Origin of the sequence: Priestia sp. 179-F W1.4 NHS (assembly GCF_045369295.1) — a bacterium.
Classification (GTDB): Bacteria; Bacillota; Bacilli; order Bacillales; family Bacillaceae_H; genus Priestia; species Priestia zanthoxyli.
This window is the reverse complement of the sequence record NZ_JBIQFF010000004.1, coordinates 140,220-164,832: the sequence shown is the minus strand read 5'-3', so window position 1 is coordinate 164,832 and position 24,613 is coordinate 140,220. Positions and strand designations below refer to the sequence as shown.

Here is a 24,613-nt window from a genome sequence, read left to right as displayed (position 1 = left end):
ACTATTTACGTAAAGGAGGAAACATCAATGAAAACATTTAAACTTGTGTCATTTCAATTGGTTGATGATCAAGAAAAGCGTCAGTCTGTCTCACTAACTAATGGCCTTATTATTAATAAAGAAGACGGCGAAAATAACTGGATTTTAGAAGCAGTTATCGATAAGAAATGGTACGATGAATTTCATGTTTTGTTGAAAGATAAACAAAAAATGACGGTAGAAGCTAAAATTACGAAAGAAACAAATGATCCAGCTACCTTTATAGCTACCGTGGCTTCCATTACTTCAATTGGTGAAAATCGTATTAGTTTGTTGATGAAAGGTGTTTTAAAAGAACGGAGACTTCATTATGCTGAAATGCTCTTAGAGGATTTAATTAACCAAGGGTTATCAGGTCAAGATTTACTTCAACAGTTCAAACTGCAGCTTCGAAACAGACCGGTAAAAAGTACATCTAAAAAATAAGTCAAGTCATCTCAAGGTGTCTGGATTTAAAAGAGAGGATTATTGTTTGAGGTCTTTTTCGTTGGTCCATGAGAAGGGTAAAGAAAAGAGAACTCACTGGAGAGGTACCTTTCTTTTTTTCCTAAAAATAAATGTGCATGACTAGAACGTTTGAAGCGATTATCTCTTATGCGAGCACCTTGCCTTTTCAAATAAAAATTTGTCATTTTTTCACTCCTTTTTCTTTGTAATTCGTATATTAATGCATTTTCCCCCTTTATTCAACCATTTTTTTCAATATACCGAACAAAAAATAGGATTTTTTTACTATAAAAACCTCTATTTTTGTTCTTTTTTTTATATCCATGCAGAAAAATGAATCTTTTTAGAGAAAAAAAAAAGAAATAAAAACAGGTTTTATTCCCTCTATTGCAGAAAGTAAAGTGTATATGTTTCATATTGTGCAAATTAAGCATGTTACAAAGAACATGAACTACATTCGAACAATAAGACATATACTTATCTTTACGAAATCAGGTGATGCATATGAAAGATTTTGGAGAAAGAATTAAACATTTCAGACTAAAAGGAGGATTTTCACAAGAAGAATTAGCAAATCAGTTGAATGTTTCTCGTACAACTATTTCAAAATGGGAATGTTCGAAACAAACGCCTTCCATTTTTGATTTTCTATCTCTATGTAATTGTTTTCAAATTACGCTCGACCAACTTATTGAGCCTTCCTCTTATAAACAAGATTATTTACATGACTTCCAACTTCTTTACTTAACAAGAAAACGTGAATCGGATTCACAGGAAAATACCATTTTAACCCTCATAGATAAACAGCCCTTATTAAAACATGTGCTCTTACAATTTTCATCTCTGTCACCAACTCTTCAAAAAGAGTTGCTAACGGATATTATACCTTTATTAAAGAAACTTTTTTCTGCTTTGCAGCGCCAATAAAAAAAGCTGCATCAGCAGCTCTTATGTACTATTCTTTTTTATCGCCTAAAGCAAACATAATATCTGTTTCGCAGACTAACTCTCCATCTACAGTTGCGATACCTTTTCCTTTGCCAATAGATCCACGCGCACGTACAATTTCAACCTCTAAACGCAGTTGATCACCAGGTCTTACTTGCTTTTTAAAACGGCAGTTGTCAATGCCTGCAAAAAATGCTAAACGTCCTTGATTTTCCTCTTTTTTTAGCATAGCTACTGCTCCTACCTGAGCCAAAGCTTCTACAATTAAAACCCCTGGCATCACAGGATAGTCAGGGAAATGCCCGTTAAAAAATTCTTCATTGGCAGATACGTTTTTTAAACCAACTGCTTTTTTTCCCTCTTCCACTTCTAAAATACGATCGACCAATAAAAATGGATATCGGTGTGGAATAATTTCTTTAATTTGTTCAATATCAAGCATAAATAAGTCTCCTTTCAAACCGCATGTAACATACGATACTATTATCAATATACAGAATGCTCAATTGAGAAGCAACTACTTGCTTAAGCTCTGATTCCATTCACCAAGCCCATCATTTGGTCTGCAATTGAAATAGAGCGGGAATTAAACTGATACGCACGTTGAGCAATGGACATATCAGTGAGTTCTTTGCTCAAATCTACATTTGACTGTTCCAATTTCCCTTGATCTACGCCTGCTGTTTCTCGAGCTTTTCCAGTCAGATCTGTAAACATATTCGGTTGGTTCATCCCAGCTGGAAAGGCAAATAGATTTTCTCCTTTAGCTTCTAGCTCCTGCGGCTTTTGAACATTTGTTAATCCAAGGGTAAACTGGTCAACGCCCGTATTCGTAGTAACCGTTATCGTTCCACTTCCATCAATCTGTATATCTTTAAATGCGTTACTGAAAATAATAGCTTGACCATTTTCCCCCAGCACATCCTGGCCAGAACCGTTTACTAATTTAACATTGTTGGGGCCTTCAGGGCTAAGGTGAAATGAACCATCTCGCGTATATTGTACAGGCTGTTCGGAATCGTTTACGGCAACTTGAAAATAAACGTTTGGATTAGATGCAGCTACATCTAATGGTTTGTCTGTATTTTCAAAAGCACCTTGCGTCATATTTAAGCGTGTTTGGTCTAGATAAGCTCCTGAACCTTGTCGAATTCCAGACGGTGTAAGCCGCTTTTCTGTTCCCTGGTCTACTTGATTATTTACTTGTTGATACAGCATATCGTTAAATGAAGCGTCTCTCGATTTATATCCTGTCGTATTTGTATTAGATAAATTGTGACTGATGACATCAAGCTGCTGCTGTAGCTGCCCCATTGTATTAGCCGCTGTTATCATTGTACGGTTCATTCTCCTCATCTCCTCTGTTGCTTTTAGCGCACACGTCCAATTTCATTTGCCGCTTTATCCATGCTTCTATCGTAAGCTTGCATTATTTTTTGATTTGCTTCAAAAGCTCTGTAAGCTGTTAGTAAATCCGTCATACTTTGAGCAGCATCTACATTGGAACGTTCAACAAATCCTTGCTTTAACTGATAAGAAATGCCTGGATTATTTCTTGCTGAAGGCAAGGGCTGATTGTTCAACGTTTCATATAATCCATTCCCTGCCTTTTTAATCGTTTGTAAATCACTAGAATAAGCAATACCGATTTGTGCAATCTGCTGATTATTTTCCGTTACGTTACCCTGTGAATCAACTGTAAAGTTTTCACTTTTCAGTTGAATTGGCTGATTATTTGTATTTAATACATAAGCTCCGGTAGACGTAGTTAAAAACCCTTCTTGATCTAATGTAAAATTACTGTTTCTTGTATATTGAGGCGTATTATTAGGGCTTTGTACCACAAAAAATAGGCCGCCCTCTTTTGTAGGCATATTTTGCTCCATCAATGCAATATCAGTTGATTGAGACGTTTGCTGAAGATCGCCTTGTGTAAAATTTGGAACTGTTTCTTGCATATACACACCCGTATTAATTGTACCTATGTCTTTTTTGTTCTGAACAGAGATGCTACGGTCAGTGGGTAATTCTTCAGATTCCATTCGCTGCAGTAACATATCAGGAAATGCCTTTAACGTACCTTGATCTGCTTTAAATCCTGGCGTATTAGCATTTGCTATGTTATTCGTTAATAAGTCAGTTTGACGCTGCTGAGACAGCATACCCGCTGCTGCCGTGTAAAACCCTTTAAACATACTTCATCCTCCTTACAAGTAAACGTTGTTCGTTATAGCCGGCTGACAGAGTATAATAAATAAAAGAAGAGACTCCTCTGTATGAAACGAGCCAATAGAGGAGTCTTCATTTATTTAAACAATATTGCGACGAGATAGTTTATCAATATTATCAAGCATAATACCTGTTCCAACAGCTACACAACCCATTGGATTTTCTGCAATTAGCACAGGCACCTTTAATTCTTCCGCTAACAGCTGATCCATACCGTGAAGCAATGCTCCACCGCCAGTTAAAATAACGCCTCTGTCTATAATATCGGCAGAAAGTTCGGGAGGTGTACGCTCTAATACACTTTTCGAAGCTTGTACAATGACGCTGACAGACTCTCTAAGTGCCTCCTCTACTTCCTCAGAATAAACAGTAACCGTACGAGGTAAGCCTGAAACCATGTCTCGCCCTCGAATGTCCAGCTCTTCATTACGAGCTTTAGGAAACACTGTGCCAATTTTCACTTTAATTTCTTCTGCTGTACGCTCTCCAATTAAGAGCTTATATTTTTGCTTAATGTACTGCAAAATTTCCGCATCAAAACGATCACCCGCCATCTTAATAGAAGCTGCTGTTACAATATCGCCCATTGAAAGGACAGCCACATCGGTTGTACCTCCACCAATATCTACGACCATGTTTCCGCTCGGCTGAAAGATATCCATTCCAGCGCCAATAGCCGCGACTTTTGGTTCTTCTTCCAAATAAATGGTTTTTCCACCGCTTTTTTCAGCAGCTTCGCGAATTGCTTTTTGTTCGACAGAGGTAATATTTGTTGGACAACAAATTAAAATACGAGGCTTGGATAAAAAACCTTTTACATTTAATTTATTAATAAAGTGTTTGAGCATAGACTCGGTAATTTCGAAGTCAGCGATAACGCCATCTTTTAATGGACGAATGGCAATAATATTACTGGGCGTTCTTCCTACCATACGTCTCGCTTCTTCCCCTACTGCTAGCACTCTATTTGTATTTTTATCAATCGCCACAACAGACGGTTCATTTAACACAATTCCTTTGCCTTTAACGTGAATTAAGACGTTAGCTGTACCTAAATCGATACCAATGTCTTTTGCTAACATACCTTAAATCCTCCTTCTATTTACATATCTTTGCATGATAACCATTCTTTTTTCCTAATTTACTATTTTATCACAATTTGTATATGTATGTTGTTATTAGCAAAAATATTTATTATATACCTATTTTATCCAAAAATTAAAATGCCCTATACTACCTCTATAAAAAAGGCAATATCGGGCATTCTTTTACTTTACAGTTTCTTCTTCTTTTTTGTACTTTAATTTTGTTGCTTCTCCTCCACGCAAATGCCGAATAGATTTATGGTAATCAAGAATTTCTTTTACTTCATTTGCTAACTCAGGATTTATTTCTGGTAGACGCTCTGTTAAATCTTTATGGACAGTACTTTTCGAAACGCCAAATTCTTTCGCAATTACACGAACTGTTTTCTTTGTTTCTACAATATACTTTCCAATCTTGATAGTTCTCTCTTTGATGTAATCGTGCACACTACTCGCCCTCCCCAAATTGGATATGAGAAGTATCCAAGGGAATGTATATATTATCCCTTTTCTAACATTCTCTTTATAGGTTTGTAACAGTTTATTAGCTTGTGTGCAGATATATGCTAGAAAAGTCAGTAAGGACAAGTGATTTCTTATATTTTTTTGAAAATTTAGTGTTTTTTATTTACTTTTTTAACATAATGCATCTCATTTTAGAAAAATTCATAAAAAAAGAAGCTCGGTTTTATCCAGCTTCTTTTCGTATTTATGGTCTTGCTTTATGCATTTGGTTTAGACGTATCTGTTGAAGGTTGTTTTGAATCTTTATCTTCTTTAGTCTTTTCATCAGATGATTTTTCGCTATCCTTTGATTCTTCAGAAGAAGAGTCGTCTTTTGGTTCTGTCACTTCAGCTGCTTTGACTTCTTTGATAGAACTAACCGATTTTCCAAAATAACTGCTTGGATTAATTGCTACACCATCTTTACGAACTTCAAAGTGCACATGTGTTTTTGCTTCTTGATTATATAAGCTTTTTCCAGCTTTTGCGATCGTTTGGCCTTGTTTAACAATATCTCCTACTCCTACATCAGCTTTCTCAAGAGATTGATACTGTGTTACTAAACCATCTTTGTGATCAATTTCTACTACATAACCTAGTAAAGGATCTTTTGTTGCTTTTGTTACTGTACCGCTAGCTGCTGCTACAACATCAAATGATTTATCTCCCTTAACAGCTAAATCAACACCTGTGTTTGGATGATACGTATTGTTGTAGAAAACTAGTGCTTCTTCTTGTTGTTTTTCAGATGCTTGATCGTCGTAGAAAGGCTTTTTCACGATAGCTGATGCTTCACTAGCAACTGGCATTTTTAAATTTTCAAGCGAAGCATTTACCTCTACAGCGTCGTCTCGATAAGCCGTACCGTCTTGGCTATAGCCGCTTTTGTCTTCTTTGCTAATATCATTTCCATTAGCTTGAAACCAAAGGACTGCTGTAAGAATAATTGCTGCACTCGCTAAATAAATAGCCGGGAACACCCAACGCTTTCTAACTAATTTTTGAACTTTCGATTTTGGAGAAGTACGTTTCTTTTCTTCCTCTCTCATATATCATCACCTCAGCAATCAGTCTGAACACAATTGAATGAATATATACACAGCGATAAAAAATTTTTTCGATTATTTTTCAACAGATGAATCTAAAATATACATTTTATTTAAAAAAAGTGAAAAACATAAAAAAGACCCTGCTATAAGGGTCGTTGAATTAGCGTTTAGCTGTCAATTGTGCAACAAACTGATCGTTAGGAGTAATTGCAACACCTGTATAATAATGAGTAACAATATCTTTATACGTTTTTCCTTCCAGTGCCATACCATTTGCTCCGTACTGACTCATCCCAATACCATGTCCATATCCTTTTGTATTGATGATAATTTCATTCCCTTTTTTTGTCCAATGAAAGTCGGCTGACGATAAATCCAGTTTTTCCCGAACATCTTTTCCCGACAGTTCTTTACCGTTTATCTTTACGTAATCTACGCGCTGCCCCGGCGTTCTAGAGACGATTTCACCTACTGATCCACTGTTTGTTAATTTCACTCCAAGCCTCTGTTCAAAGCTAGCAACAGACATTACTTTCTGATTTGTAAATTCAGGAGACTTTTTATCCCATGGACTAGCTACACTTTTTAGATAAGGAATGGAATTCTTCCAATACGCTTCTGAATTTTCAGTGTAACCATTGCTGGTAGAAAAGAACGTAGCATTAATTGGCTTATTTTTATACGTAAGAATTTGACCTTGGGTGTCCTTCACTGCTTCTTGAATTTTTTTGATTTTCCAATCATAGTCTTTGTTCCATCGGCTTCTTAGCTCATCTTTATTTAAATATACTTGGTACTCTACGGTATCAGTCACATCCGCTCCTTGGGGAAGATGACTATTTCCATTCATCATAGTTTGCACAATATAGGTTCTGGCTGCCAAACTTTGAGCCTTAAGTGCTTCAAGTTCAAAAGTAGCAGGCATTTCAGCTGCTACTACCCCTACAAGATAGTCTTCGAGCGGCAGTTTTTCTACTTTTTTCGTTTCCGTACGATAAACACTGACATCAAGAGGAGACGCTGTCACTTTTTGTAGTTTTTCGGTTTTTGGGGTCTGTTTGACATTTTCATGTAGCTTTCCATCTGTCTTTTCAGTAAAAGGAACAACGAGAAGTGTTGGGATGAGTAACACAACGAAAAAAAAGATGACTCCTAGTACGACGATTGGCTTTGCTTGTTTCATGAACGCCTAGCCTCCATATCTATTATTTTGACAAGGAACACCTATATCCCTATATTGCATATGTATGGAGGTGGACAACCTTTTATGACAGCAAACCGGCCATAAGGGTCGTCCAACGACAAAAAAAGCATCTCGCTATGAGATGCTTTTTTATGACATATTTACTTGACGTCTGAAGCCTGTTGAGTTTGTTCTACCTGCTTTGTTTCGTCATTTACACGTTCAATATCAGCGCCTAAAGCGGCTAATTTATTGTGGAAATTTACATAACCACGATCAAGGTGTTTTAATTCCGTTACACGCGTATAACCGTCTGCTACAAGTCCTGCTAATGTTAACGCTGCTGCTGCACGAAGATCTGTTGCTGCTACTTCAGCGCCTTGTAGTTGAGAAGGTCCGTTAATAATAACAGAGCGTCCTTCAATTTTAATATCAGCGTTCATGCGGCGAAACTCTTCTACGTGCATAAAGCGGTTTTCAAAAACTGTTTCTGTAATCATACTTGTGCCTTCTGCTGCTAATAATAATGCCATCATTTGAGATTGCATATCCGTAGGGAACCCTGGATGAGGCATTGTTTTAATATCTACTGATTTTAGCTTTTCAGGTCCTACAACACGTAAGCCGTCGCCTTCTTCAGTAATTTCAACACCCATTTCTTCCATTTTAGCAACAAGTGAACTGATGTGCTCTGCTACTGCACCGCGTACAAGTACGTTTCCACCTGTAATAGCTGCTGCTACCATGAATGTTCCAGCTTCGATACGATCTGGAATAATTGCATGTTCTGCACCATATAATTTATTAACACCTTCAATACGGATCGTACCAGTTCCTGCACCGCGAACTTTAGCGCCCATTGCGTTTAAGAAGTTTGCTAAATCGACAATTTCAGGTTCTTTTGCTACGTTTTCCATAATTGTAGTGCCTTCCGCTAATGCTGCTGCCATCATAATATTTTCTGTGGCACCTACACTTGGGAAGTCTAAATAAATTTTAGCACCTTTTAGTCTTCCTTCAACTTTTGCATCAATAAAACCATTTCCTACTTGAACTTTAGCACCCATTGCTTCAAAGCCTTTAAGGTGCTGATCAATCGGTCTTGATCCAATCGCACATCCACCAGGTAAAGCTACACGAGCCTCACCCATACGCGCCAATAAAGGACCCATTACAAGTACTGAAGCGCGCATTTTTCTTACATATTCAAAAGGTGCATCTGTTTTTAACTCTCTTGATGCATCTACAACTACACGATTTGTTTCAAAATCTACTTCTGCATTCAGATGTCTTAAAACTTCGCCAATCGTAAATACATCGGAGAGAGCTGGTACATCATTTAGAATTGTTTTTCCTTCACTAGCTAATAAGGTTGCAGTGATAATAGGTAAAACGGCGTTTTTTGCTCCTTCAACTTTAACTGTACCGCTTAATCTATTTCCACCGCGGACGATGATTTTTTCCAAGGTATTCCCCTCCGCGTCCATTTTCTCTATATTAATATTCAGACGTAATGATAGGTGTGCCAACAACTATGGTTGTTTGACCGCCCATTCTTGTCTTGCGTAATGCAATTTGTAAGTTCATTTCCTGCTTTTTCGTTTGAAGAGCTTCTTTCCACAGTCCAGTATATGCTGAAACAGAGGTAAATGACTCTTCCACTAGAGATTCCACTGGTTTAGCATTGAAAGCTCGTAATAGGTCTTGAATTTCAACAGACAAAACACTTTCCATCTTATCATTGATTTCCCCTGTTGCACAAGAGAAAATTATGGGTTCTGATAGGAAAATTTTTTCATAATTTGTCTGAAATACATTTTGAAAATGGGTCATATTTTTTTCTTTTAAACCTTGTCCCGTTACATGATACGATATGTACGCATTGCTGTGTTCATCGATCGCATAAGTTAACAGAATGACTTCGTTCACATCTTCACTTTTGCGTGTACCTATTGCTTTCCATAGGTCTCTTTCCCTCTTTACTTCCCATTTAAAACCTCTAAAATTACTTTTAATACTTTTAGCTTGCGAATAAAAGGTTTTTTGGTCAGTAACAGCTTTTACTTCTTCTCTTGCATACAACGATACTTCAGTTAACGAAACATGCTGCTTATTTAAGGTGTGAACAATCTTCTCAATAGTAGTTTCATTGTTTTGGGCATTGCTCACATAACTTCCATGATATACGAATAAGCCAGTAATGAAAATAGCCAAAAAGACACTAATTTTTTTAAACATTTCGCCACTCCCTCTCCGTACTCATCAGTCTTTCCAGAAGGCGATGATACATACATGAAAAGGGTCGTCATATTTAGACATAGCGACATACATTAGCGTATAAATTCGTATATCTTCAACGAATGAACGTCTATTTTATCATAGACTCATAGCTTGCCAATCATTGAAAAAATGAGGGAATGCGCTGTGACCAAAATAAATAATCCAAAAAGAAATTACTTACTGTTGATGAAATCGTAATGGTCAATAAAATAAGCATTAATTTTGCTTGAAACACATGATTAGGTTTCATCAGCTTTTCAATTTGAAAGCCTTGCAAAGCATACCAAGTAATCACAATAAAAATCAAATGTGAAATCATGGTTAGTAACGTTTGCTGCTCAATTCCTCCAAACAATAAAAGCACTCCTTTTAAACACCATATGAAAAGAAGAGACGATCATCGTCTCTTCTTTTCATATTAAAGCACACTTATGCAAATTCGTAAACGGTAACATGAAAAACATTTATTTTATTCCCTATTTTAAGATCCTTTTCCATTATTAAGAAAAATAAAAAAAACGGATACGCTTAGTTAAATGGAATATATAATCATAGACGAATGCTATTTGCTCTTCCTCTTTTATATAATAGAGCAAAAAAGCCCTCTCATTCGTTTGAGAGGGCTTTTTTTAGAACTTACGTTGACTAATATCTAAACGATTGACTGCCCGTTTTAAGGCAATTTCAGCACGCTTAACATCAACGTCGTCTTGTTTGCTATCAAGGCGCATTTCAGCGCGCTTTTTCGCTTCTTCTGCACGAGCTACGTCAATCGCTTCAGCTGTTTCAGCAGCCTGTGCAAGAATTGTTACTTTGTCAGGTCTTACTTCAAGAAATCCTCCGCTAACAGCCACAAGTTCTGTACTGCTTGCTTTCTTCAAGCGGACGGCTCCAATTTGTAAAGGAGCAACCATCGGAATATGGCCATGTAAAATACCAAGCTCACCGCTCTGTGCTCGGGTACTTACCATTTCCACTTCTGATTCGTAAACTGGGCCATCAGGAGTCACTACACTGACATGGATTGTCTTCATTTAAAAAACCTCCTATGTCCCTTAAATTAAACTTCTACTCCCATACGTTTCGCATTTTCAATAACTTCTTCAATGCGACCAACTAAACGGAACGCATCTTCAGGTAAATGATCGTATTTACCTTCCAAGATCTCTTTAAATCCTTTAACAGTTTCTTTTACAGGAACATAAGAACCTTTTTGACCTGTAAATTGTTCTGCTACGTGGAAGTTTTGAGACAAGAAGAATTGAACGCGACGAGCACGTTGTACAACAAGTTTATCTTCATCAGATAACTCATCCATACCTAGGATTGCAATGATATCTTGTAACTCTTTATAACGCTGTAACGTTTGTTGAACTTGACGCGCAATTGCATAGTGCTCTTCTCCAACAATTTCAGGAGATAAAGCGCGAGATGTAGATGCTAATGGATCTACCGCAGGGTAAATACCCATCTCTGATAATTTACGCTCTAAGTTTGTTGTTGCATCTAAGTGAGCAAATGTTGTCGCTGGAGCTGGATCCGTATAGTCATCGGCTGGTACGTAAATCGCTTGAATCGATGTTACAGAACCTACGCTTGTTGACGTGATACGCTCTTGAAGCTGACCCATTTCTGTCGCTAATGTTGGCTGATAACCTACTGCTGATGGCATACGGCCAAGTAATGCTGATACTTCTGAACCCGCTTGTGTGAAACGGAAGATATTATCGATAAAGAATAATACGTCTTGACCTTGTTCGTCACGGAAGTATTCTGCCATTGTTAATCCTGTTAATGCAACACGCTGACGTGCACCAGGCGGCTCATTCATTTGCCCAAATACCATAGCCGTCTTCTTAATAACACCAGAGTCTGTCATTTCATGGTATAAGTCATTACCTTCACGCGTACGCTCACCTACACCAGCGAATACCGAAATACCGCCGTGCTCTTGAGCAATGTTATTGATTAACTCTTGAATTAATACTGTTTTACCTACACCGGCACCACCGAATAGACCGATTTTTCCACCTTTAATGTAAGGAGCTAATAAGTCTACTACTTTAATACCTGTTTCAAGAATTTCAGCTTGTGTAGATAGATTTTCGAACTTTGGTGCTTGACGGTGGATCGGATCACGACGTGCACCTGCATCGATTGGGGCGTCTAAATCGATTTTTTCACCTAATACGTTAAATACACGACCTAACGTAACGTCACCAACTGGTACTGAAATTGCTGCACCTGTATCTTCTACTTCTAATCCACGAACTAAGCCGTCAGTGGATGACATTGCTACTGTACGAACTGTGTTATCACCTAAGTGAATCGCAACTTCTAATGTTAATTCGATTGCAACTTCACTTGCACTGCTCGGTTTATGTGAAATTTTAAGGGCGTTATAAATTGCCGGAAGGTGTCCGTTGTCAAACTTTACGTCTACAACTGGACCCATGATTTGAGTAACGCGTCCTTTTGTCATCGTGTTCCCTCCTAACTTGCTTTTCCATTAAACTTTCTATTCTAACGCTGCCGCTCCGCCAACAATTTCCGTAATTTCCTGGGTAATTGCCGCTTGACGTGCACGGTTATATGACAATGTAAGATTATTGATAAGATCTTTTGCATTGTCTGTTGCACTTTTCATCGCTGTCATACGAGCAGCATGCTCACTTGCTTTTCCATCAAGCAGGCCGCCGTAAATTAAACTCTCTGCATACTGAGGAAGTAATACTTCTAAAATCTCTTCTTGTGATGGTTCAAATTCATAACCAACAAGTTTACCAGAAGGTTGAAGATCTGTTAGAGGCAATAGCTTCTTCTCCGTCACTTCTTGTGAAATCGTATTGATAAAGTGATTGTAGTATAAGTAAAGTTCATCAAACGTACCGTCCGCAAACATTTGAACTGTTTGTGAAGCAATTCCTTGAATGTCAGCAAAAGCTGGCTGATCTGCTAAGCCTGTGATTTCAAGCAAAACCGGAATACCGCGTTTTATGAAGAAATCTCTCCCTACTCGTCCAATTGCAATCACACCGTATTCATCAGGTGATTGATGGCGTTCTTCAATAGCTTGAGATACTTTTCGCAAAATATTACTGTTATATGCTCCTGCTAGACCGCGATCTGAAGTGATTACGATATAACCAGTCTTCTTCACGCTGCGCGCAGTTAACATTGGATGTGAAGCGCCTCTGCTGCCTAGGGCTACACTTGAGACTACCTCTTGAATTTTTTCCATATATGGAACAAACGATTTTGCATTTTGTTCCGCTCTATTCAGCTTTGCAGCTGAAACCATTTCCATTGCTTTCGTAATCTGGCTCGTTTTTTTCGTCGATGTGATTCGAGTTTGTATATCACGTAATGATGCCAAAGGTTTCACCACCTTGTTTTAGAAGATCACGTGGTATGAAAGGTGAACAAATGTTCACCTTCACCTTATTGAAAGATTGTCTTAACATACCATGCTGACAATATATTATTCAGATGCAATAAATGTTTTCTTGAATTCTTCAAGTGCTGATTCGAATACGCCAGCTTCAGGAAGGCCACCAGTTGTACGGATTGATTCAAGTACTTCTTTACGGTTTGATTCTAACCATGTTAAGTACTCGTCTTCAAAGCGTGTAATATCTGATACTGGAACATCATCTAAGAAGCCTTTTGTTAATGCGTAAAGCACAGCTACTTGTTTTTCTACGCGAAGCGGTTTGTGTAAACCTTGTTTTAAGATTTCAACTGTACGCGCTCCTCGATTTAATTTTGCTTGAGTTGCTTGGTCAAGATCAGAACCGAACTGAGCAAACGATTCAAGCTCACGATAAGATGCAAGGTCTAGACGCAGTGTACCTGCTACCTTTTTCATCGCTTTAATTTGTGCAGATCCCCCTACACGTGATACAGAAAGACCAGCATTAATCGCAGGACGTACGCCTGAGAAGAATAGATCTGACTGTAAGAAAATTTGTCCGTCTGTAATCGAAATTACGTTCGTTGGGATATAAGCAGATACGTCTCCTGCTTGCGTTTCAATAAATGGAAGAGCTGTTAATGAACCTCCACCTTTTGCGTCCGATAACTTTGCCGCACGCTCTAATAAACGAGAGTGCAGATAGAATACATCCCCTGGATACGCTTCACGACCTGGAGGACGGCGTAATAGTAATGAAAGTTCACGATAAGCTGATGCTTGTTTTGTTAAGTCATCGTAAATAACAAGTACGTGCTTACCGTTATACATAAACTCTTCACCCATTGTTACTCCAGCGTATGGTGCTAAGAATAATAGTGGAGCTGGTTGTGAAGCTGATGCTGTTACAACGATTGTGTAATCTAGAGCACCGTGTTTACGTAATGTCTCTACTACGTTACGGACTGTTGATTCTTTTTGGCCAATCGCTACATAGATACATACCATATCTTGATCTTTTTGGTTTAAGATTGTATCGATTGCTACCGATGTTTTACCCGTTTGACGGTCACCGATAATTAACTCACGCTGTCCACGGCCGATCGGCACAAGTGCGTCAATCGCCTTGATACCTGTTTGAAGCGGCTCATGTACTGATTTACGATCCATAACGCCAGGTGCAGCACCTTCAATTGGACGTGTTTTTGTTGTTTCTACCGGGCCTAAGCCGTCTACTGGCTGACCTAATGAGTTAACAACACGACCGATTAACTGCTCCCCTACTGGAACTTCCATGATGCGTCCTGTACGGCGAACTTCGTCACCTTCACGAATTTCGGTATATGGTCCTAAAATAATGATACCTACATTGTTTTCTTCTAAGTTTTGTGCCATTCCCATGACACCATTTGAAAATTCAACCAGTTCTCCAGCCATGACATTGTCGAGGCCATGAGCACGTGCGATACCATCCCCAACTTGGATAACAGTACCTACATCACTCACTTTAATCTCAGACTGATAGTTTTCAATTTGCTGCTTGATCAGCGCACTAATTTCTTCAGCTTTGATGCTCATGAATTTCACCCCTATCTACGATCTGTGTGCAAGAAGTCCTCGGTGGATCGTTTCTAATTTGCTGCTAATGCTGCCATCATAGATACGATTACCAATGCGAAGCTTCACGCCGCCGATTAGGCTTTTATCTACTACATTTGAAATATTTAACGTATGTTTTCCAACTTTTGAAGCAAATGATTGCGAGATTGCTCGTTTCTCATCTGCGCTTAAAGGTTTGACAGAATAAACAGTTGCGTCTGCCACGCCACGTACTTCGTTCGCTAGGAAACGATACTCTTGCACCATTTGGCTAACAATTTGAATGCGGTGACGCTCTAATAATAGAAGAACCGTATGTTGAACAGTTGGTGAAAGTTCAGCAAATGCCTCACTTACAAACTGTTTTTTTCGCTCAATTGTAATTTTTGGATGAGTTAATACATCCATTAATTCAGGTGTTTTAGCAAACACCTCTTCAACGATTTGTAGCTGGTCTTGCATTTCATCGATCATCTGTTTTTCTGTTGCTAATTGAAAAAGAGCTAGTGCATAGCGCTTGGCTACAGCTGGTTGACTCATCGTACATCCCCTACTTCTTGGATATATTCATGAATTAACTTCTCTTGATCTTGTTCAGAAAGTTCTTTTTCAATAACTTTCGACGCAATTAAAACAGATAATGAAGCAACTTGCTCACGTAACGCAGCAACTGCTTGATCTTTTTGCTGTTCGATTTCTTGTTTTGCTGCAACTTTTAGACGCTCAGACTCTTCGCGTGCTGCTGCAATGATTTCTTCTTTTTTATCTTCTGCAGACTTTCTAGCGTTTTCCATCATTACTTGCACTTCTTGACGAGATTGCTTTAAGATTTCACGCTGCTCTTCAACAAGCTTCTTCGCTTCCTCATTTTGCTTTTCTGCTTCATCAATCTCACCGGCAATATGCTCTTCACGTTTTTTCATGATTCCCATTACAGGACCAAACGCAAATTTTTGAAGTAACGCAAGTAGGATAAGGAACATCACTAATTGGAAAAGAATATCTCCACCATTAATGCCTGCTGCTCCTAACACAAACATGTTCGACACGGCCATGTTCACTCCCTTCAGAGACTCCACATATATAATTTACTTCTTAAAGACATAAAGTAATGGCGAAGGTTCTTTTGAATGATCTTCGCCACATGTAACACATTATTATTTACCTTGTACCATGAATGCAATAACTACGGCGATAATTGGAAGCGCCTCAACTAAGGCAACCCCAACGAACATCATTGAAGTTAATGTACCACGTGCTTCTGGTTGGCGAGCTGTGCCTTCAATCGTCTTAGAAACGATAAGACCGTTACCAATACCAGCACCTAGTGCCGCTAAACCAATCGCAATTGCAGATGCTATTAAACCCATTTTATAAAGTCCTCCCTTAATATATATGATTTTGTTTAACTAAGTTTTGTTTTGTCCAAATTGGGTATTACTTGAACAAAGCTTTATAAATTAATGGTCGCTACTCACTTTGTGAGATAAATAAACCATCGTTAACATTGTGAAAATGAAGGCCTGAATTGCGCCTACAAAAATACTGAATCCTTGCCATAAAAGCATTGGGATAGCAGCTCCAATTGTACCTAGGAAGCCTGTTGTTGCTAAACCAGCTAGCAAGCTTAACAAAATTTCCCCAGCATAAATATTACCGTAAAGACGAAGGCCAAGCGTTAACGTATTGGCAAACTCCTCGATAATCTTAAGCGGGAATAAAAATGCCATTGGCTTGAAGTAATCTTTCGTGTATGCAGAGAAACCTCGCATTTTAATACCATAATAATGTGATAGTACAACTACCATAACGGCTAACGTCAGCGTAATTGCTGGATCAGCGGTTGGCGATTTCCACCATAAGTTATGGTCAATCACGATGGCGAATGGAAGACCCAACATATTTGACACAAAAATGTACATAAGTAAAGTTACACCTAGCGTCAAAAAGCGGCCACCTGTTTTCCAATCCATATTGCTATTAACGAGTCCTTTAACAAAATCTAAGACCCATTCAATAAAGTTTTGTGCACCGCTTGGCTTCATAGCAAGAGTACGAGTACATAAAACTGCAATTAAGAATACAATAACAGAAGCTACGGTAACCATAAGCAAGTTACTTTGACTAAAAGTAAGGCCTAGAAACTCTATAGTTGGTGATTCATGACCCAACTGTGTTCACCTCTCTTTCTATCTTCTACGCATATTTTGAACAACTAAATCTATGATAATGACAACATAATACGTCATTAATCCCACAACTACACTAATAATATGAAAGGTTTTTGGATAAGAGATGGTAATCACAACTGCGAGAGCAGCTGTTGCAAATCTTACAACAGTCCCAATTGAACGGGGCTTTTTCCCCTCATCCAACGCCTGTCCAAACTGCTCAAACTTTCTTACTAAGTTCCACAAATTATACAAACTCAGGGCGGTTCCTAAAATTAAACCTGCAAAAACAGCCTTATAACTTGTAAATCCCCAGCCGAGAACGTATAATGCTAACAAATACAATATGTATGAACGAAGTCTTGGAAAAACGTGCTGCAAATCCTGCATGAATTATTAATCTCCTGAAAAAAAATGGTGGACTGTCCGCAGCATCATAAAAACACCTGCTGCTAGCCCTGAAAGAAGGCCTAAAATCAAAAATAGTGGTTCGGTGTCAAGCCATTGATCAGCCCATCTTCCAGAGAATAAGCCAATTAAGACTGAACCTGCTAACTGTGATAGAATGATTGACACTAATGCCATCGCTTGCAAAGGATGACGGTTGCGATCTTTCATAAGCTCATACCCCTTTTGCAAAATTTTCTTTTTTCCGAATTCTCTATCGTTTTCATAGCTCAATATATGATAGAAAGGCAAAAAAAATTGCTAAAAAAGGTAAAAACAGCTAATAAAATACGCAGAAATATCAACGGTTTTCACAGGTTGAAAACCTTATCATTTATATTCCCTGTAAGCATACAATAGCGTATATTTAATGTCAATGTGTTTAAGCTAAAAACTTCACAATCTCTTCTTATTGTTCACATTTCTGCCACACATAAAACCTCTTCAAATGAAAACATTTAAAGAGGTTCATTCAATCGTTATTGTACTGTGTACAACCTGCTCTTGTCTATGCTTTTTCACAAATGCAAATATTTGGTACACTCCTGGTACAAGCGATTCATCAATCGTTATTTTTCGTTTTCTCATGCCTCTTTCTACATCCACGTCAACATCTAAATACGATACAAACTGTAAAGACTGCTTATCAAAAAGAGCGACGCCTAACTGATCTGCTCCTTCAGGCAAAAACAGTTCATAGCTATACGTATTTTTCTCTTTTTCCGCTGCTACTTGCAATCCCATGACACGAGGATAATCTGGAATGCTAATCATATACATATAGGGAAGCGAAAATGTTTCACGTGAATCATTTATTTCCAAATATCCGTCATATATACCTTTATTTTTAAAACGGGGCTGCACCGATAAAGTGACAGCTATCTCTTTTGTCTGACGGGGTGGCACCGTGACGGGTAATGGAACATCCCAGTTCACTCCTTCATCCCTTTTTGGAACGTTTAAGCGATACGTTTTTGCTTTATCAGACTGGTTATCAATTTTAAAAGATAAAACTTTCTTTGATGGACGCGTAAAAATACCAAAAGATAAAGAAGATGGATAAAACAAAGATTCTGCTGTGACGGCTTTTGCTATTTGAATTCTTCCCGCTCCTTGTTCATATACGCGATACGTTTGACCGTTTAGCTGCTTCATTACTTTACTGGTGTTCATCAATGAAGCTTTGACTTGTTCAGGAGACCAGTTCGGGTGAGCTTGTAAAATCAGCGCACACGCTCCAGCTACATGGGGCGCAGCCATACTTGTGCCATGCATGCGTTCATATCCTCCAGGAACTGTACTATTAATGAAGTAACCTGGTGCGACGACGTCTGGTTTGATTCCCCAAGTAGTCGTTACAGGCCCTCTTGAACTGAAAGATGTGAGCAAGTCTTGCACCACTTGCTGCCCAGTGCGTAAGTACGGTTGTTGAGACTGAATGTGTTGGCTAATGGTGTCACCGCTTTTTTTACTTACCCATATCACGGGAATATTTACTGACTCTTTTAGTTTACTGACTATGCTTTTTTCTGTCGGGCTATATAAAATAACCGCTTTTGCTCCCGCCTGTTCAGCTTGTTTAATCTTTTTTTGAACCGCATTTCCTTCTGCTTTTAGCAAAATGACGTTACCCGACGCATGCTTTTGCTCTTTGGAATCTTCTTCATTTATTACACGCAGCGTTTGATTAAACGTCCATGGACGAGACCCTTCTACTGGTGCCATCATAATTTTTTCTTTGTTAAATCCAATTGTTAGAAATTGAACTGTTGTCGGAGAAACAGAAGCGCCAACGGAAATAGCTTTTCCCGCTGTACCCGGAGAGCCCACCGTCCATAAACCTGGACCTGAATTGCCGCTAGATGTAACCGTTACAATTCCTTTTTCAACAGCTCGATCTAACGCTAAGCTTGTTGGTAAATCAGGGCCATTCACATCATTTCCTAATGATAAATTAATAATATCTACATCATCTTGAATTGCTTTTTCAATAGCTAGAATAACACTTTCAGACGTTCCAGCTCCTCCAGGTCCAAGAGCTCGGTATGCATAGATTTCCGCTTGAGGTGCTACGCCTTTAATATTCCCATTCGCTGCAATAATACCAGCTACATGAGTACCGTGCAGAGTCGGTTCTCCTTGCTCACGAGTGGTTTCCATCGGCTCATAATCTTCATCTATTACATCGTAACCCCCTCTGTAGGTTTGTTTTAAATCAGGGTGAGAATAATCAACCCCCGTATCGATAACACCTACTTTGATCCCTTTTCCTGTTAAACGCTGATTGTGAGTATCAAACAAGCCTCTTACCTGTTCTGAGCCAATGAACGTTACGCTATTTTCTTCTGTAACCTGATAGTTTTTAATAGAATGTGAACTAATAATAGATGGATTCTGAGATAGTTTTTCCAAATCCGAGATGGAGCCGTTTAATGAAAGTCCTGTAAACACCGTGTGAAATTCGCTCTTAATCTTTATATTAGGATAATTTTTTTGTAGCTGACTTTTAAATTTCGTGAATTTTTCTTTTTTAATCATCACAATGATTGATTTTTCCTGATGATTCATTTCTTGTTTTATAGAAGGAAATGTCGGATTGAGCGACATTTGCCCTCCCCCACTCCCCAATATAAAGCTAATCATTAACCATTTAATCCACATAAAAAAACACCTCTCACACTATCGTGTCTCAAAGAGACGCTTTTCATGTGAAAGGTGTTTAGAAATCTTACGAAAGCGGATTAAAAGCTTCCGGTCTGTTTTCACGGCGGTTGAAATAGTAGCTAATAGCATCACAAATGCGTTTAGAAGCTAAGCCGTCTCCGTAAGGATTCGATGCTTGTGACATTTGCTTATATACGCCTTCATCTATTAACAGCTCTTTTGCTAGCGTATAAATCGTTTCTTCTTCCGTGCCTGCTAGTTTGAGCGTTCCTGCTTCAATTCCTTCCGGGCGCTCTGTTGTATCGCGAAGTACCAATACAGGTACGCCTAATGAAGGAGCTTCTTCTTGAACACCGCCCGAATCTGTCAAAATAATATGAGCGCGCTCAGCGAAGTTATGGAAGTCAATTACATCTAATGGTTCAATTAAATGAATGCGCGGGTCATTTCCTAAGATATCGTTTGCTGTTTCTCTAACTACTGGATTCAAATGAACAGGATACACAACTTGCACATCTTCATGTTCATCTACAATACGCTTAACAGCACGGAACATATTTTTCATTGGTTCGCCTAAATTTTCGCGGCGATGTGCCGTTAACAAAATAAGACGATCATCTCCCAATTTCGTTAACACTTCATGCTCATATGTCTCTTTTACTGTTGTTTTTAACGCATCGATAGCTGTATTTCCAGTCACAAAGATTCGCTCTTCTTTTTTGTTCTCTGCTTGCAAATTAGCTGCAGACTTATCTGTTGGAGCAAAGTGCAAATCAGCGAGAACACCTGTAAGCTGACGGTTCATTTCTTCCGGGTATGGAGAATATTTATTCCATGTGCGCAAACCTGCTTCAACATGCCCGACCTGAATCTGATTATAAAAAGCTGCTAGCCCAGCAATAAACGTCGTAGTTGTATCACCGTGTACAAGTACCATGTCCGGCTTTACTTTTTTCATTACGTCGTCCAAGCCTTGTAATCCTCTGGTCGTTACGTCCATAAGGGTTTGGCGATCCTTCATAATGTTCAGGTCATAGTCAGGCTGAATGTCAAAGATGCTCAATACTTGGTCTAACATTTCACGGTGCTGAGCCGTTACTGTAACAATTGCTTCGAACTCTTCTGGTCGCTTTTTAAGCTCTAATACTAGAGGAGCCATTTTAATTGCTTCTGGTCTTGTCCCGAATATCGTCATTACTTTAATTGGCTGCTTCATGTTCATCACCCAAATCTACAAATTATTTTGTACCGAATAAACGATCCCCTGCATCACCTAAACCTGGAACAATATATCCATGGTCATTTAATTTTTCATCTAATGCTGCAATGTAAATATCTACGTCAGGGTGTGCTTCTTTTACAATTTCCACGCCTTCAGGAGCAGCAATTAAACACATAAATTTAATGTTTTTAGCGCCTCTTTTTTTCAGAGAGTTGATTGCTTCTACAGCTGACCCTCCTGTTGCAAGCATAGGATCTACTACAATAAAGTCACGCTCTTCTACATCATTAGGTAGCTTTACATAATATTCAACAGGCTGTAATGTTTCTGGATCACGATATAAGCCAACGTGTCCAACTTTAGCAGCTGGCATTAGTTTTAAAAATCCATCTACCATGCCGATACCAGCACGAAGAATTGGAACGATACCAAGCTTTTTCCCTGCAATAACTTTTGACTTTGTTTTGCAAACCGGTGTTTCAATTTCAACATCTTCTAGCGGTAAATCACGTGTTGCTTCAAAAGCCATTAAGCTTGCCACTTCATCAACTAATTCACGAAACTCTTTCGTTCCCGTTTTTACATCGCGTATGTAAGTTAATTTGTGTTGAATAAGCGGGTGATCAAATACGTATACTTTGCCCATTGATATCTCTCCTTATATATAAAGATGTACACATTAAAATACCATTCAACGAATTGAATGGTACGTACTAGTAAAAACATATCTCTTGCTAATTAAATTTATACATTGCATTCATTTTACAGAAAAAAGTTTTTGAGTTCAAGCATTATTCAAAAAATGATTGGATTGCTACCACTTTCTCCATAAAAAAACAGGCACAAAGGCCTGTCTCTCTTAAAGTGATTTATACATTTCAAACTTGCTTGTTAAAGCTTCAACGCGTGTTTTAGCTTCAGCTAACTTTTCTTCACCTTCAATATTTTTAAGCGTTAATCCGATGATAGAAGCAATTTCATCCATCTCTTCTAAGCCAAATCCGCGAGTTGTAACCGCAGCTGTACCAATACGGATACCGCTTGTTACAAATGGGCTTTGCTCATCATAAGGAATTGTATTTTTGTTTGTTGTAATACCTACATCATCAAGCGCTTTTTCAGCTACTTTACCTGTCAAATTCATTGAGCTTACGTCGATTAACACAAGGTGATTGTCTGTTCCTTCAGATACAAGAGCAAATCCTTCTTTCTTTAATCCTTCTGCTAAACGATTAGCATTGTCGATGATATTTTGAGCATAGTGCTTAAACTCATCTTGTAATGCTTCACCAAATGCTACTGCTTTTGCAGCGATAACGTGCATCAATGGACCACCTTGAATACCAGGGAAGATCGACTTATCAATCTTTTTCGCAAATTCTTCTTTACATAAAATCATACCGCCGCGTGGTCCGCGTAGTGTTTTATGTGTTGTAGTTGTAACGAAATGAGCATGTGGCACAGGATTTTGATGAAGTCCTGCAGCTACTAGACCAGCAATATGAGCCATGTCTACCATTAAATAAGCGCCTACTTCATCAGCGATTTCACGGAAACGCTTGAAGTCGATTGCGCGTGGATATGCGCTTGCACCAGCCACAATTAATTTTGGTTTGTGTGTACGAGCTTTTTCTAATACGTCATCGTAGTTAATGCGATGTGTTTCGCGATCTACACCATATTCGATGAAATTGTACTGAACACCACTAAAGTTAACAGGACTTCCGTGCGTTAAGTGACCGCCGTGCGATAAATTCATACCAAGTACTGTGTCTCCAGCCTCTAAAACAGTGAAGTATACAGCCATGTTTGCTTGTGCACCTGAGTGAGGTTGAACGTTCACGTGCTCTGCTCCGAAAATTTCTTTTGCACGATCACGAGCTAAGTCTTCTACTACATCCACGTGTTCACAACCACCGTAGTAACGTTTAGCTGGATAGCCTTCAGCATATTTATTTGTTAAAACTGAACCTTGTGCTTCCATTACCGCTGTTGTTACAAAGTTTTCTGAAGCAATTAGCTCAATCTTAGTACGTTGTCTTTGTAATTCATCCTTGATCGCATTATAAACTGCTGGATCTTGTTGCATTAGTTGTTTCTCCATCAAAATCCTCTCCTCGTTTCGTATTCGCAATGTTCGTTATTTGTTAATTCAACTACATTGTAACATGATTTATTTAGAATAAAAAAGAAAAAATGTGTATTATTTTAATATATTTAATTACGAAAGTTCGTAAAACGCTCTCATTCCACCGATTAGTTTTGGACGCGTCTTTGCTAAAGTAACATGAGCGTGTCCAACTGCGTTAAACGTACAACGAACGGGTACTGCGACATGCTTTAAATGCATACCAATGAATGTATCTCCAATATCAATCCCAGCATCAGCTTTAATAAACTCTACTAAAACAGGATCTTTAAGCTGGCCATAGGCCTGTGTAGCCATCGCTCCACCTGCTTTATGAATAGGAACAACACTAACGATTTCTAAGCGTTCTTTACGAGCTAATTCTCTTTCTACTACCAGTGCTCGATTAAGATGTTCACAGCATTGAAATGCTAAGTGGACACCCGTTTTTTTTCGAAAATCTGCTAGTGTATCAAAGATCATTTCTGCAACTTCCATTGCGCCTGCGGTTCCTATTTTTTCACCAATTACCTCGCTTGTACTGCATCCAATGACAAGTGTATGTTCTGAAGATAACTGCACTTGTGCTGAAAAATCAGATAAAACTGTTTCCAACTGCTCTTTCCATTTCGTAAGTTCAGACACGTTTTTCTTCCTTTCTTCCATTGAATACGTTCACATTATGCCGTTACTGTTGCATCACTTTGCTGCTCATACTGTTTAATTTTATTCACGCGATTTTCATGTCGCCCGCCTTCAAATTCTGTCGTTAACCAAATTTTCGCAATTTCACGTGCAAGTCCCGGCCCAATGACGCGTTCACCCATTGCTAAAATGTTGCTATCATTATGTTCTCTTGTGGCTTTCGCACTAAACGTATCATGCACTAGAGCGCAGCGAATTCCCTTTACTTTATTAGCTGCTATGCTCATACCGATGCCTGTTCCGCAAATAAGAATGCCTCGACTTACTTCTTGGCTCGCCACTTTTTGAGCAACAGGAAGTGCATAATCCGGATAATCGACAGATGCTGAGCATTCACACCCTAAATCCACATATTCAATATTTAATTCTTCCATTAAAGAGATAATTTCCTGTCGTAAATTTATACCGCCGTGGTCAGATGCAATAGCTACTTTCATCTTTGTTTCCTCCTCATACATACCTTCATCTTCTATTAATTTTTGTTCAGTTTAAGTCTGCAAA

28 protein-coding genes are annotated in these 24,613 nt (G+C 38.6%); 2 read left to right on the top strand and 26 right to left on the bottom strand.

The genetic code is table 11. The features are described from left to right. Nucleotides 1-27 precede the first annotated feature (27 nt). Both ACH0CI_RS19365 and ACH0CI_RS19360 read left to right on the top strand, forming a co-directional pair. Nucleotides 28-465: a YwpF-like family protein gene (locus ACH0CI_RS19365; RefSeq protein ID WP_049166296.1), complete on the top strand. Its 438-nt coding sequence runs from the start codon at nucleotides 28-30 to the stop codon at nucleotides 463-465. Between the two features lie 525 nt (nucleotides 466-990). Then, a complete protein-coding gene (locus ACH0CI_RS19360) occupies nucleotides 991-1,413 on the top strand; it encodes a helix-turn-helix domain-containing protein (RefSeq protein WP_028411995.1) in 423 nt (140 codons plus the stop codon). A 28-nt stretch (nucleotides 1,414-1,441) separates the two neighbouring features. Here the strand turns inward: ACH0CI_RS19360 and fabZ are convergent, their stop codons facing one another. The 26 genes from fabZ to rpiB form a co-directional block, all read right to left on the bottom strand. Further along, nucleotides 1,442-1,876, bottom strand: coding sequence for a 3-hydroxyacyl-ACP dehydratase FabZ (gene fabZ / locus ACH0CI_RS19355; RefSeq protein ID WP_013059788.1), 435 nt, complete (start codon nucleotides 1,874-1,876; stop codon nucleotides 1,442-1,444). A gap of 83 nt (nucleotides 1,877-1,959) precedes the next feature. Continuing rightward, nucleotides 1,960-2,781: a flagellar hook-basal body protein gene (locus ACH0CI_RS19350; protein ID WP_251440684.1), complete on the bottom strand. Its 822-nt coding sequence runs from the start codon at nucleotides 2,779-2,781 to the stop codon at nucleotides 1,960-1,962. A 23-nt stretch (nucleotides 2,782-2,804) separates the two neighbouring features. Next, nucleotides 2,805-3,629, bottom strand: coding sequence for a flagellar hook-basal body protein (locus tag ACH0CI_RS19345; RefSeq protein ID WP_048021729.1), 825 nt, complete (start codon nucleotides 3,627-3,629; stop codon nucleotides 2,805-2,807). Nucleotides 3,630-3,743: 114 nt separating this feature from the next. Continuing rightward, on the bottom strand, nucleotides 3,744-4,745 hold the full coding sequence (gene mreB / locus ACH0CI_RS19340) for a rod shape-determining protein (RefSeq protein ID WP_013059791.1): 1,002 nt from the start codon (nucleotides 4,743-4,745) through the stop codon (nucleotides 3,744-3,746). Nucleotides 4,746-4,931: 186 nt separating this feature from the next. Continuing rightward, complete coding sequence (gene spoIIID, locus ACH0CI_RS19335) at nucleotides 4,932-5,195, bottom strand: sporulation transcriptional regulator SpoIIID (protein ID WP_013059792.1); 264 nt, start codon at nucleotides 5,193-5,195, stop codon at nucleotides 4,932-4,934. Between the two features lie 275 nt (nucleotides 5,196-5,470). Beyond that, entirely contained in the window at nucleotides 5,471-6,301 is an 831-nt protein-coding gene (gene spoIIQ, locus ACH0CI_RS19330) for a stage II sporulation protein SpoIIQ (RefSeq protein ID WP_406902107.1), read from the bottom strand. A 160-nt stretch (nucleotides 6,302-6,461) separates the two neighbouring features. After that, complete coding sequence (spoIID, locus tag ACH0CI_RS19325) at nucleotides 6,462-7,484, bottom strand: stage II sporulation protein D (protein WP_028411991.1); 1,023 nt, start codon at nucleotides 7,482-7,484, stop codon at nucleotides 6,462-6,464. 161 nt (nucleotides 7,485-7,645) lie between these two features. Continuing rightward, entirely contained in the window at nucleotides 7,646-8,950 is a 1,305-nt protein-coding gene (murA, locus tag ACH0CI_RS19320) for a UDP-N-acetylglucosamine 1-carboxyvinyltransferase (protein ID WP_028411990.1), read from the bottom strand. A 31-nt stretch (nucleotides 8,951-8,981) separates the two neighbouring features. Further along, nucleotides 8,982-9,722 (bottom strand): YwmB family TATA-box binding protein, encoded by a 741-nt coding sequence (locus ACH0CI_RS19315; RefSeq protein ID WP_013059796.1) that lies wholly within the window; start codon nucleotides 9,720-9,722, stop codon nucleotides 8,982-8,984. Between the two features lie 160 nt (nucleotides 9,723-9,882). Further along, a complete protein-coding gene (locus tag ACH0CI_RS19310) occupies nucleotides 9,883-10,119 on the bottom strand; it encodes a DUF1146 family protein (RefSeq protein ID WP_013059797.1) in 237 nt (78 codons plus the stop codon). A 274-nt stretch (nucleotides 10,120-10,393) separates the two neighbouring features. Continuing rightward, nucleotides 10,394-10,798 carry a F0F1 ATP synthase subunit epsilon gene (locus ACH0CI_RS19305; protein ID WP_028411988.1) on the bottom strand — a complete coding sequence of 135 codons (405 nt, stop codon included), beginning with the start codon at nucleotides 10,796-10,798 and terminating at the stop codon, nucleotides 10,394-10,396. A gap of 26 nt (nucleotides 10,799-10,824) precedes the next feature. Beyond that, a complete protein-coding gene (atpD, locus tag ACH0CI_RS19300) occupies nucleotides 10,825-12,246 on the bottom strand; it encodes a F0F1 ATP synthase subunit beta (protein ID WP_013059799.1) in 1,422 nt (473 codons plus the stop codon). Between the two features lie 36 nt (nucleotides 12,247-12,282). Next, entirely contained in the window at nucleotides 12,283-13,140 is an 858-nt protein-coding gene (locus tag ACH0CI_RS19295; RefSeq protein ID WP_406902105.1) for a F0F1 ATP synthase subunit gamma, read from the bottom strand. A 105-nt stretch (nucleotides 13,141-13,245) separates the two neighbouring features. Continuing rightward, a complete protein-coding gene (gene atpA / locus ACH0CI_RS19290; protein ID WP_013085461.1) occupies nucleotides 13,246-14,754 on the bottom strand; it encodes a F0F1 ATP synthase subunit alpha in 1,509 nt (502 codons plus the stop codon). A gap of 15 nt (nucleotides 14,755-14,769) precedes the next feature. Next, nucleotides 14,770-15,315, bottom strand: a complete 546-nt coding sequence (locus ACH0CI_RS19285) for a F0F1 ATP synthase subunit delta (protein WP_028411987.1) — start codon at nucleotides 15,313-15,315, stop codon at nucleotides 14,770-14,772. Next, on the bottom strand, nucleotides 15,312-15,830 hold the full coding sequence (locus ACH0CI_RS19280; RefSeq protein ID WP_335388380.1) for a F0F1 ATP synthase subunit B: 519 nt from the start codon (nucleotides 15,828-15,830) through the stop codon (nucleotides 15,312-15,314). The genes ACH0CI_RS19285 and ACH0CI_RS19280 overlap by 4 nt, the downstream gene beginning before the upstream one ends. A 102-nt stretch (nucleotides 15,831-15,932) precedes the next feature. Beyond that, nucleotides 15,933-16,145 (bottom strand): F0F1 ATP synthase subunit C, encoded by a 213-nt coding sequence (atpE, locus tag ACH0CI_RS19275; protein ID WP_013059804.1) that lies wholly within the window; start codon nucleotides 16,143-16,145, stop codon nucleotides 15,933-15,935. A 90-nt stretch (nucleotides 16,146-16,235) separates the two neighbouring features. Beyond that, nucleotides 16,236-16,946 carry a F0F1 ATP synthase subunit A gene (atpB, locus tag ACH0CI_RS19270; protein WP_013059805.1) on the bottom strand — a complete coding sequence of 237 codons (711 nt, stop codon included), beginning with the start codon at nucleotides 16,944-16,946 and terminating at the stop codon, nucleotides 16,236-16,238. An 18-nt stretch (nucleotides 16,947-16,964) separates the two neighbouring features. Beyond that, a complete protein-coding gene (locus ACH0CI_RS19265; RefSeq protein ID WP_013059806.1) occupies nucleotides 16,965-17,336 on the bottom strand; it encodes an ATP synthase subunit I in 372 nt (123 codons plus the stop codon). Between the two features lie 6 nt (nucleotides 17,337-17,342). Then, a complete protein-coding gene (locus tag ACH0CI_RS19260; RefSeq protein ID WP_013085464.1) occupies nucleotides 17,343-17,564 on the bottom strand; it encodes an AtpZ/AtpI family protein in 222 nt (73 codons plus the stop codon). A 297-nt stretch (nucleotides 17,565-17,861) separates the two neighbouring features. Then, nucleotides 17,862-20,054, bottom strand: a complete 2,193-nt coding sequence (locus ACH0CI_RS19255; RefSeq protein WP_335388383.1) for a S8 family serine peptidase — start codon at nucleotides 20,052-20,054, stop codon at nucleotides 17,862-17,864. A gap of 67 nt (nucleotides 20,055-20,121) precedes the next feature. After that, nucleotides 20,122-21,273, bottom strand: coding sequence for a non-hydrolyzing UDP-N-acetylglucosamine 2-epimerase (gene wecB / locus ACH0CI_RS19250; RefSeq protein ID WP_063248427.1), 1,152 nt, complete (start codon nucleotides 21,271-21,273; stop codon nucleotides 20,122-20,124). Between the two features lie 22 nt (nucleotides 21,274-21,295). Next, complete coding sequence (upp, locus tag ACH0CI_RS19245) at nucleotides 21,296-21,925, bottom strand: uracil phosphoribosyltransferase (protein WP_013059810.1); 630 nt, start codon at nucleotides 21,923-21,925, stop codon at nucleotides 21,296-21,298. A gap of 213 nt (nucleotides 21,926-22,138) precedes the next feature. Then, nucleotides 22,139-23,383 carry a serine hydroxymethyltransferase gene (locus tag ACH0CI_RS19240; RefSeq protein ID WP_406902103.1) on the bottom strand — a complete coding sequence of 415 codons (1,245 nt, stop codon included), beginning with the start codon at nucleotides 23,381-23,383 and terminating at the stop codon, nucleotides 22,139-22,141. A 117-nt stretch (nucleotides 23,384-23,500) separates the two neighbouring features. Beyond that, entirely contained in the window at nucleotides 23,501-24,052 is a 552-nt protein-coding gene (locus ACH0CI_RS19235) for a TIGR01440 family protein (RefSeq protein WP_335388385.1), read from the bottom strand. A gap of 35 nt (nucleotides 24,053-24,087) precedes the next feature. Beyond that, the gene (gene rpiB / locus ACH0CI_RS19230; protein WP_028411981.1) at nucleotides 24,088-24,549 is read right to left on the bottom strand and encodes a ribose 5-phosphate isomerase B; all 462 of its coding nucleotides are present in this window, start codon (nucleotides 24,547-24,549) and stop codon (nucleotides 24,088-24,090) included. Between the last annotated feature and the right edge of the window lie 64 nt (nucleotides 24,550-24,613).

Excerpts from the sequence above, each read along its gene's own strand:
- ACH0CI_RS19365 (WP_049166296.1), top strand. The coding sequence starts at position 28 with ATGAAAACATTTAAACTTGTGTCATTTCAATTGGTTGATGATCAAGAA.
- ACH0CI_RS19360 (WP_028411995.1), top strand. The coding sequence starts at position 991 with ATGAAAGATTTTGGAGAAAGAATTAAACATTTCAGACTAAAAGGAGGA.
- fabZ (WP_013059788.1), bottom strand. The coding sequence starts at position 1,876 with ATGCTTGATATTGAACAAATTAAAGAAATTATTCCACACCGATATCCA.
- ACH0CI_RS19350 (WP_251440684.1), bottom strand. The coding sequence starts at position 2,781 with ATGAACCGTACAATGATAACAGCGGCTAATACAATGGGGCAGCTACAG.
- ACH0CI_RS19345 (WP_048021729.1), bottom strand. The coding sequence starts at position 3,629 with ATGTTTAAAGGGTTTTACACGGCAGCAGCGGGTATGCTGTCTCAGCAG.
- mreB (WP_013059791.1), bottom strand. The coding sequence starts at position 4,745 with ATGTTAGCAAAAGACATTGGTATCGATTTAGGTACAGCTAACGTCTTA.
- spoIIQ (WP_406902107.1), bottom strand. The coding sequence starts at position 6,301 with ATGAGAGAGGAAGAAAAGAAACGTACTTCTCCAAAATCGAAAGTTCAA.
- spoIID (WP_028411991.1), bottom strand. The coding sequence starts at position 7,484 with ATGAAACAAGCAAAGCCAATCGTCGTACTAGGAGTCATCTTTTTTTTC.
- ACH0CI_RS19315 (WP_013059796.1), bottom strand. The coding sequence starts at position 9,722 with ATGTTTAAAAAAATTAGTGTCTTTTTGGCTATTTTCATTACTGGCTTA.
- ACH0CI_RS19305 (WP_028411988.1), bottom strand. The coding sequence starts at position 10,798 with ATGAAGACAATCCATGTCAGTGTAGTGACTCCTGATGGCCCAGTTTAC.
- atpD (WP_013059799.1), bottom strand. The coding sequence starts at position 12,246 with ATGACAAAAGGACGCGTTACTCAAATCATGGGTCCAGTTGTAGACGTA.
- atpA (WP_013085461.1), bottom strand. The coding sequence starts at position 14,754 with ATGAGCATCAAAGCTGAAGAAATTAGTGCGCTGATCAAGCAGCAAATT.
- ACH0CI_RS19285 (WP_028411987.1), bottom strand. The coding sequence starts at position 15,315 with ATGAGTCAACCAGCTGTAGCCAAGCGCTATGCACTAGCTCTTTTTCAA.
- ACH0CI_RS19280 (WP_335388380.1), bottom strand. The coding sequence starts at position 15,830 with ATGGCCGTGTCGAACATGTTTGTGTTAGGAGCAGCAGGCATTAATGGT.
- atpE (WP_013059804.1), bottom strand. The coding sequence starts at position 16,145 with ATGGGTTTAATAGCATCTGCAATTGCGATTGGTTTAGCGGCACTAGGT.
- ACH0CI_RS19265 (WP_013059806.1), bottom strand. The coding sequence starts at position 17,336 with ATGCAGGATTTGCAGCACGTTTTTCCAAGACTTCGTTCATACATATTG.
- ACH0CI_RS19260 (WP_013085464.1), bottom strand. The coding sequence starts at position 17,564 with ATGAAAGATCGCAACCGTCATCCTTTGCAAGCGATGGCATTAGTGTCA.
- ACH0CI_RS19255 (WP_335388383.1), bottom strand. The coding sequence starts at position 20,054 with ATGTGGATTAAATGGTTAATGATTAGCTTTATATTGGGGAGTGGGGGA.
- wecB (WP_063248427.1), bottom strand. The coding sequence starts at position 21,273 with ATGAAGCAGCCAATTAAAGTAATGACGATATTCGGGACAAGACCAGAA.
- upp (WP_013059810.1), bottom strand. The coding sequence starts at position 21,925 with ATGGGCAAAGTATACGTATTTGATCACCCGCTTATTCAACACAAATTA.
- ACH0CI_RS19240 (WP_406902103.1), bottom strand. The coding sequence starts at position 23,383 with ATGGAGAAACAACTAATGCAACAAGATCCAGCAGTTTATAATGCGATC.
- rpiB (WP_028411981.1), bottom strand. The coding sequence starts at position 24,549 with ATGAAAGTAGCTATTGCATCTGACCACGGCGGTATAAATTTACGACAG.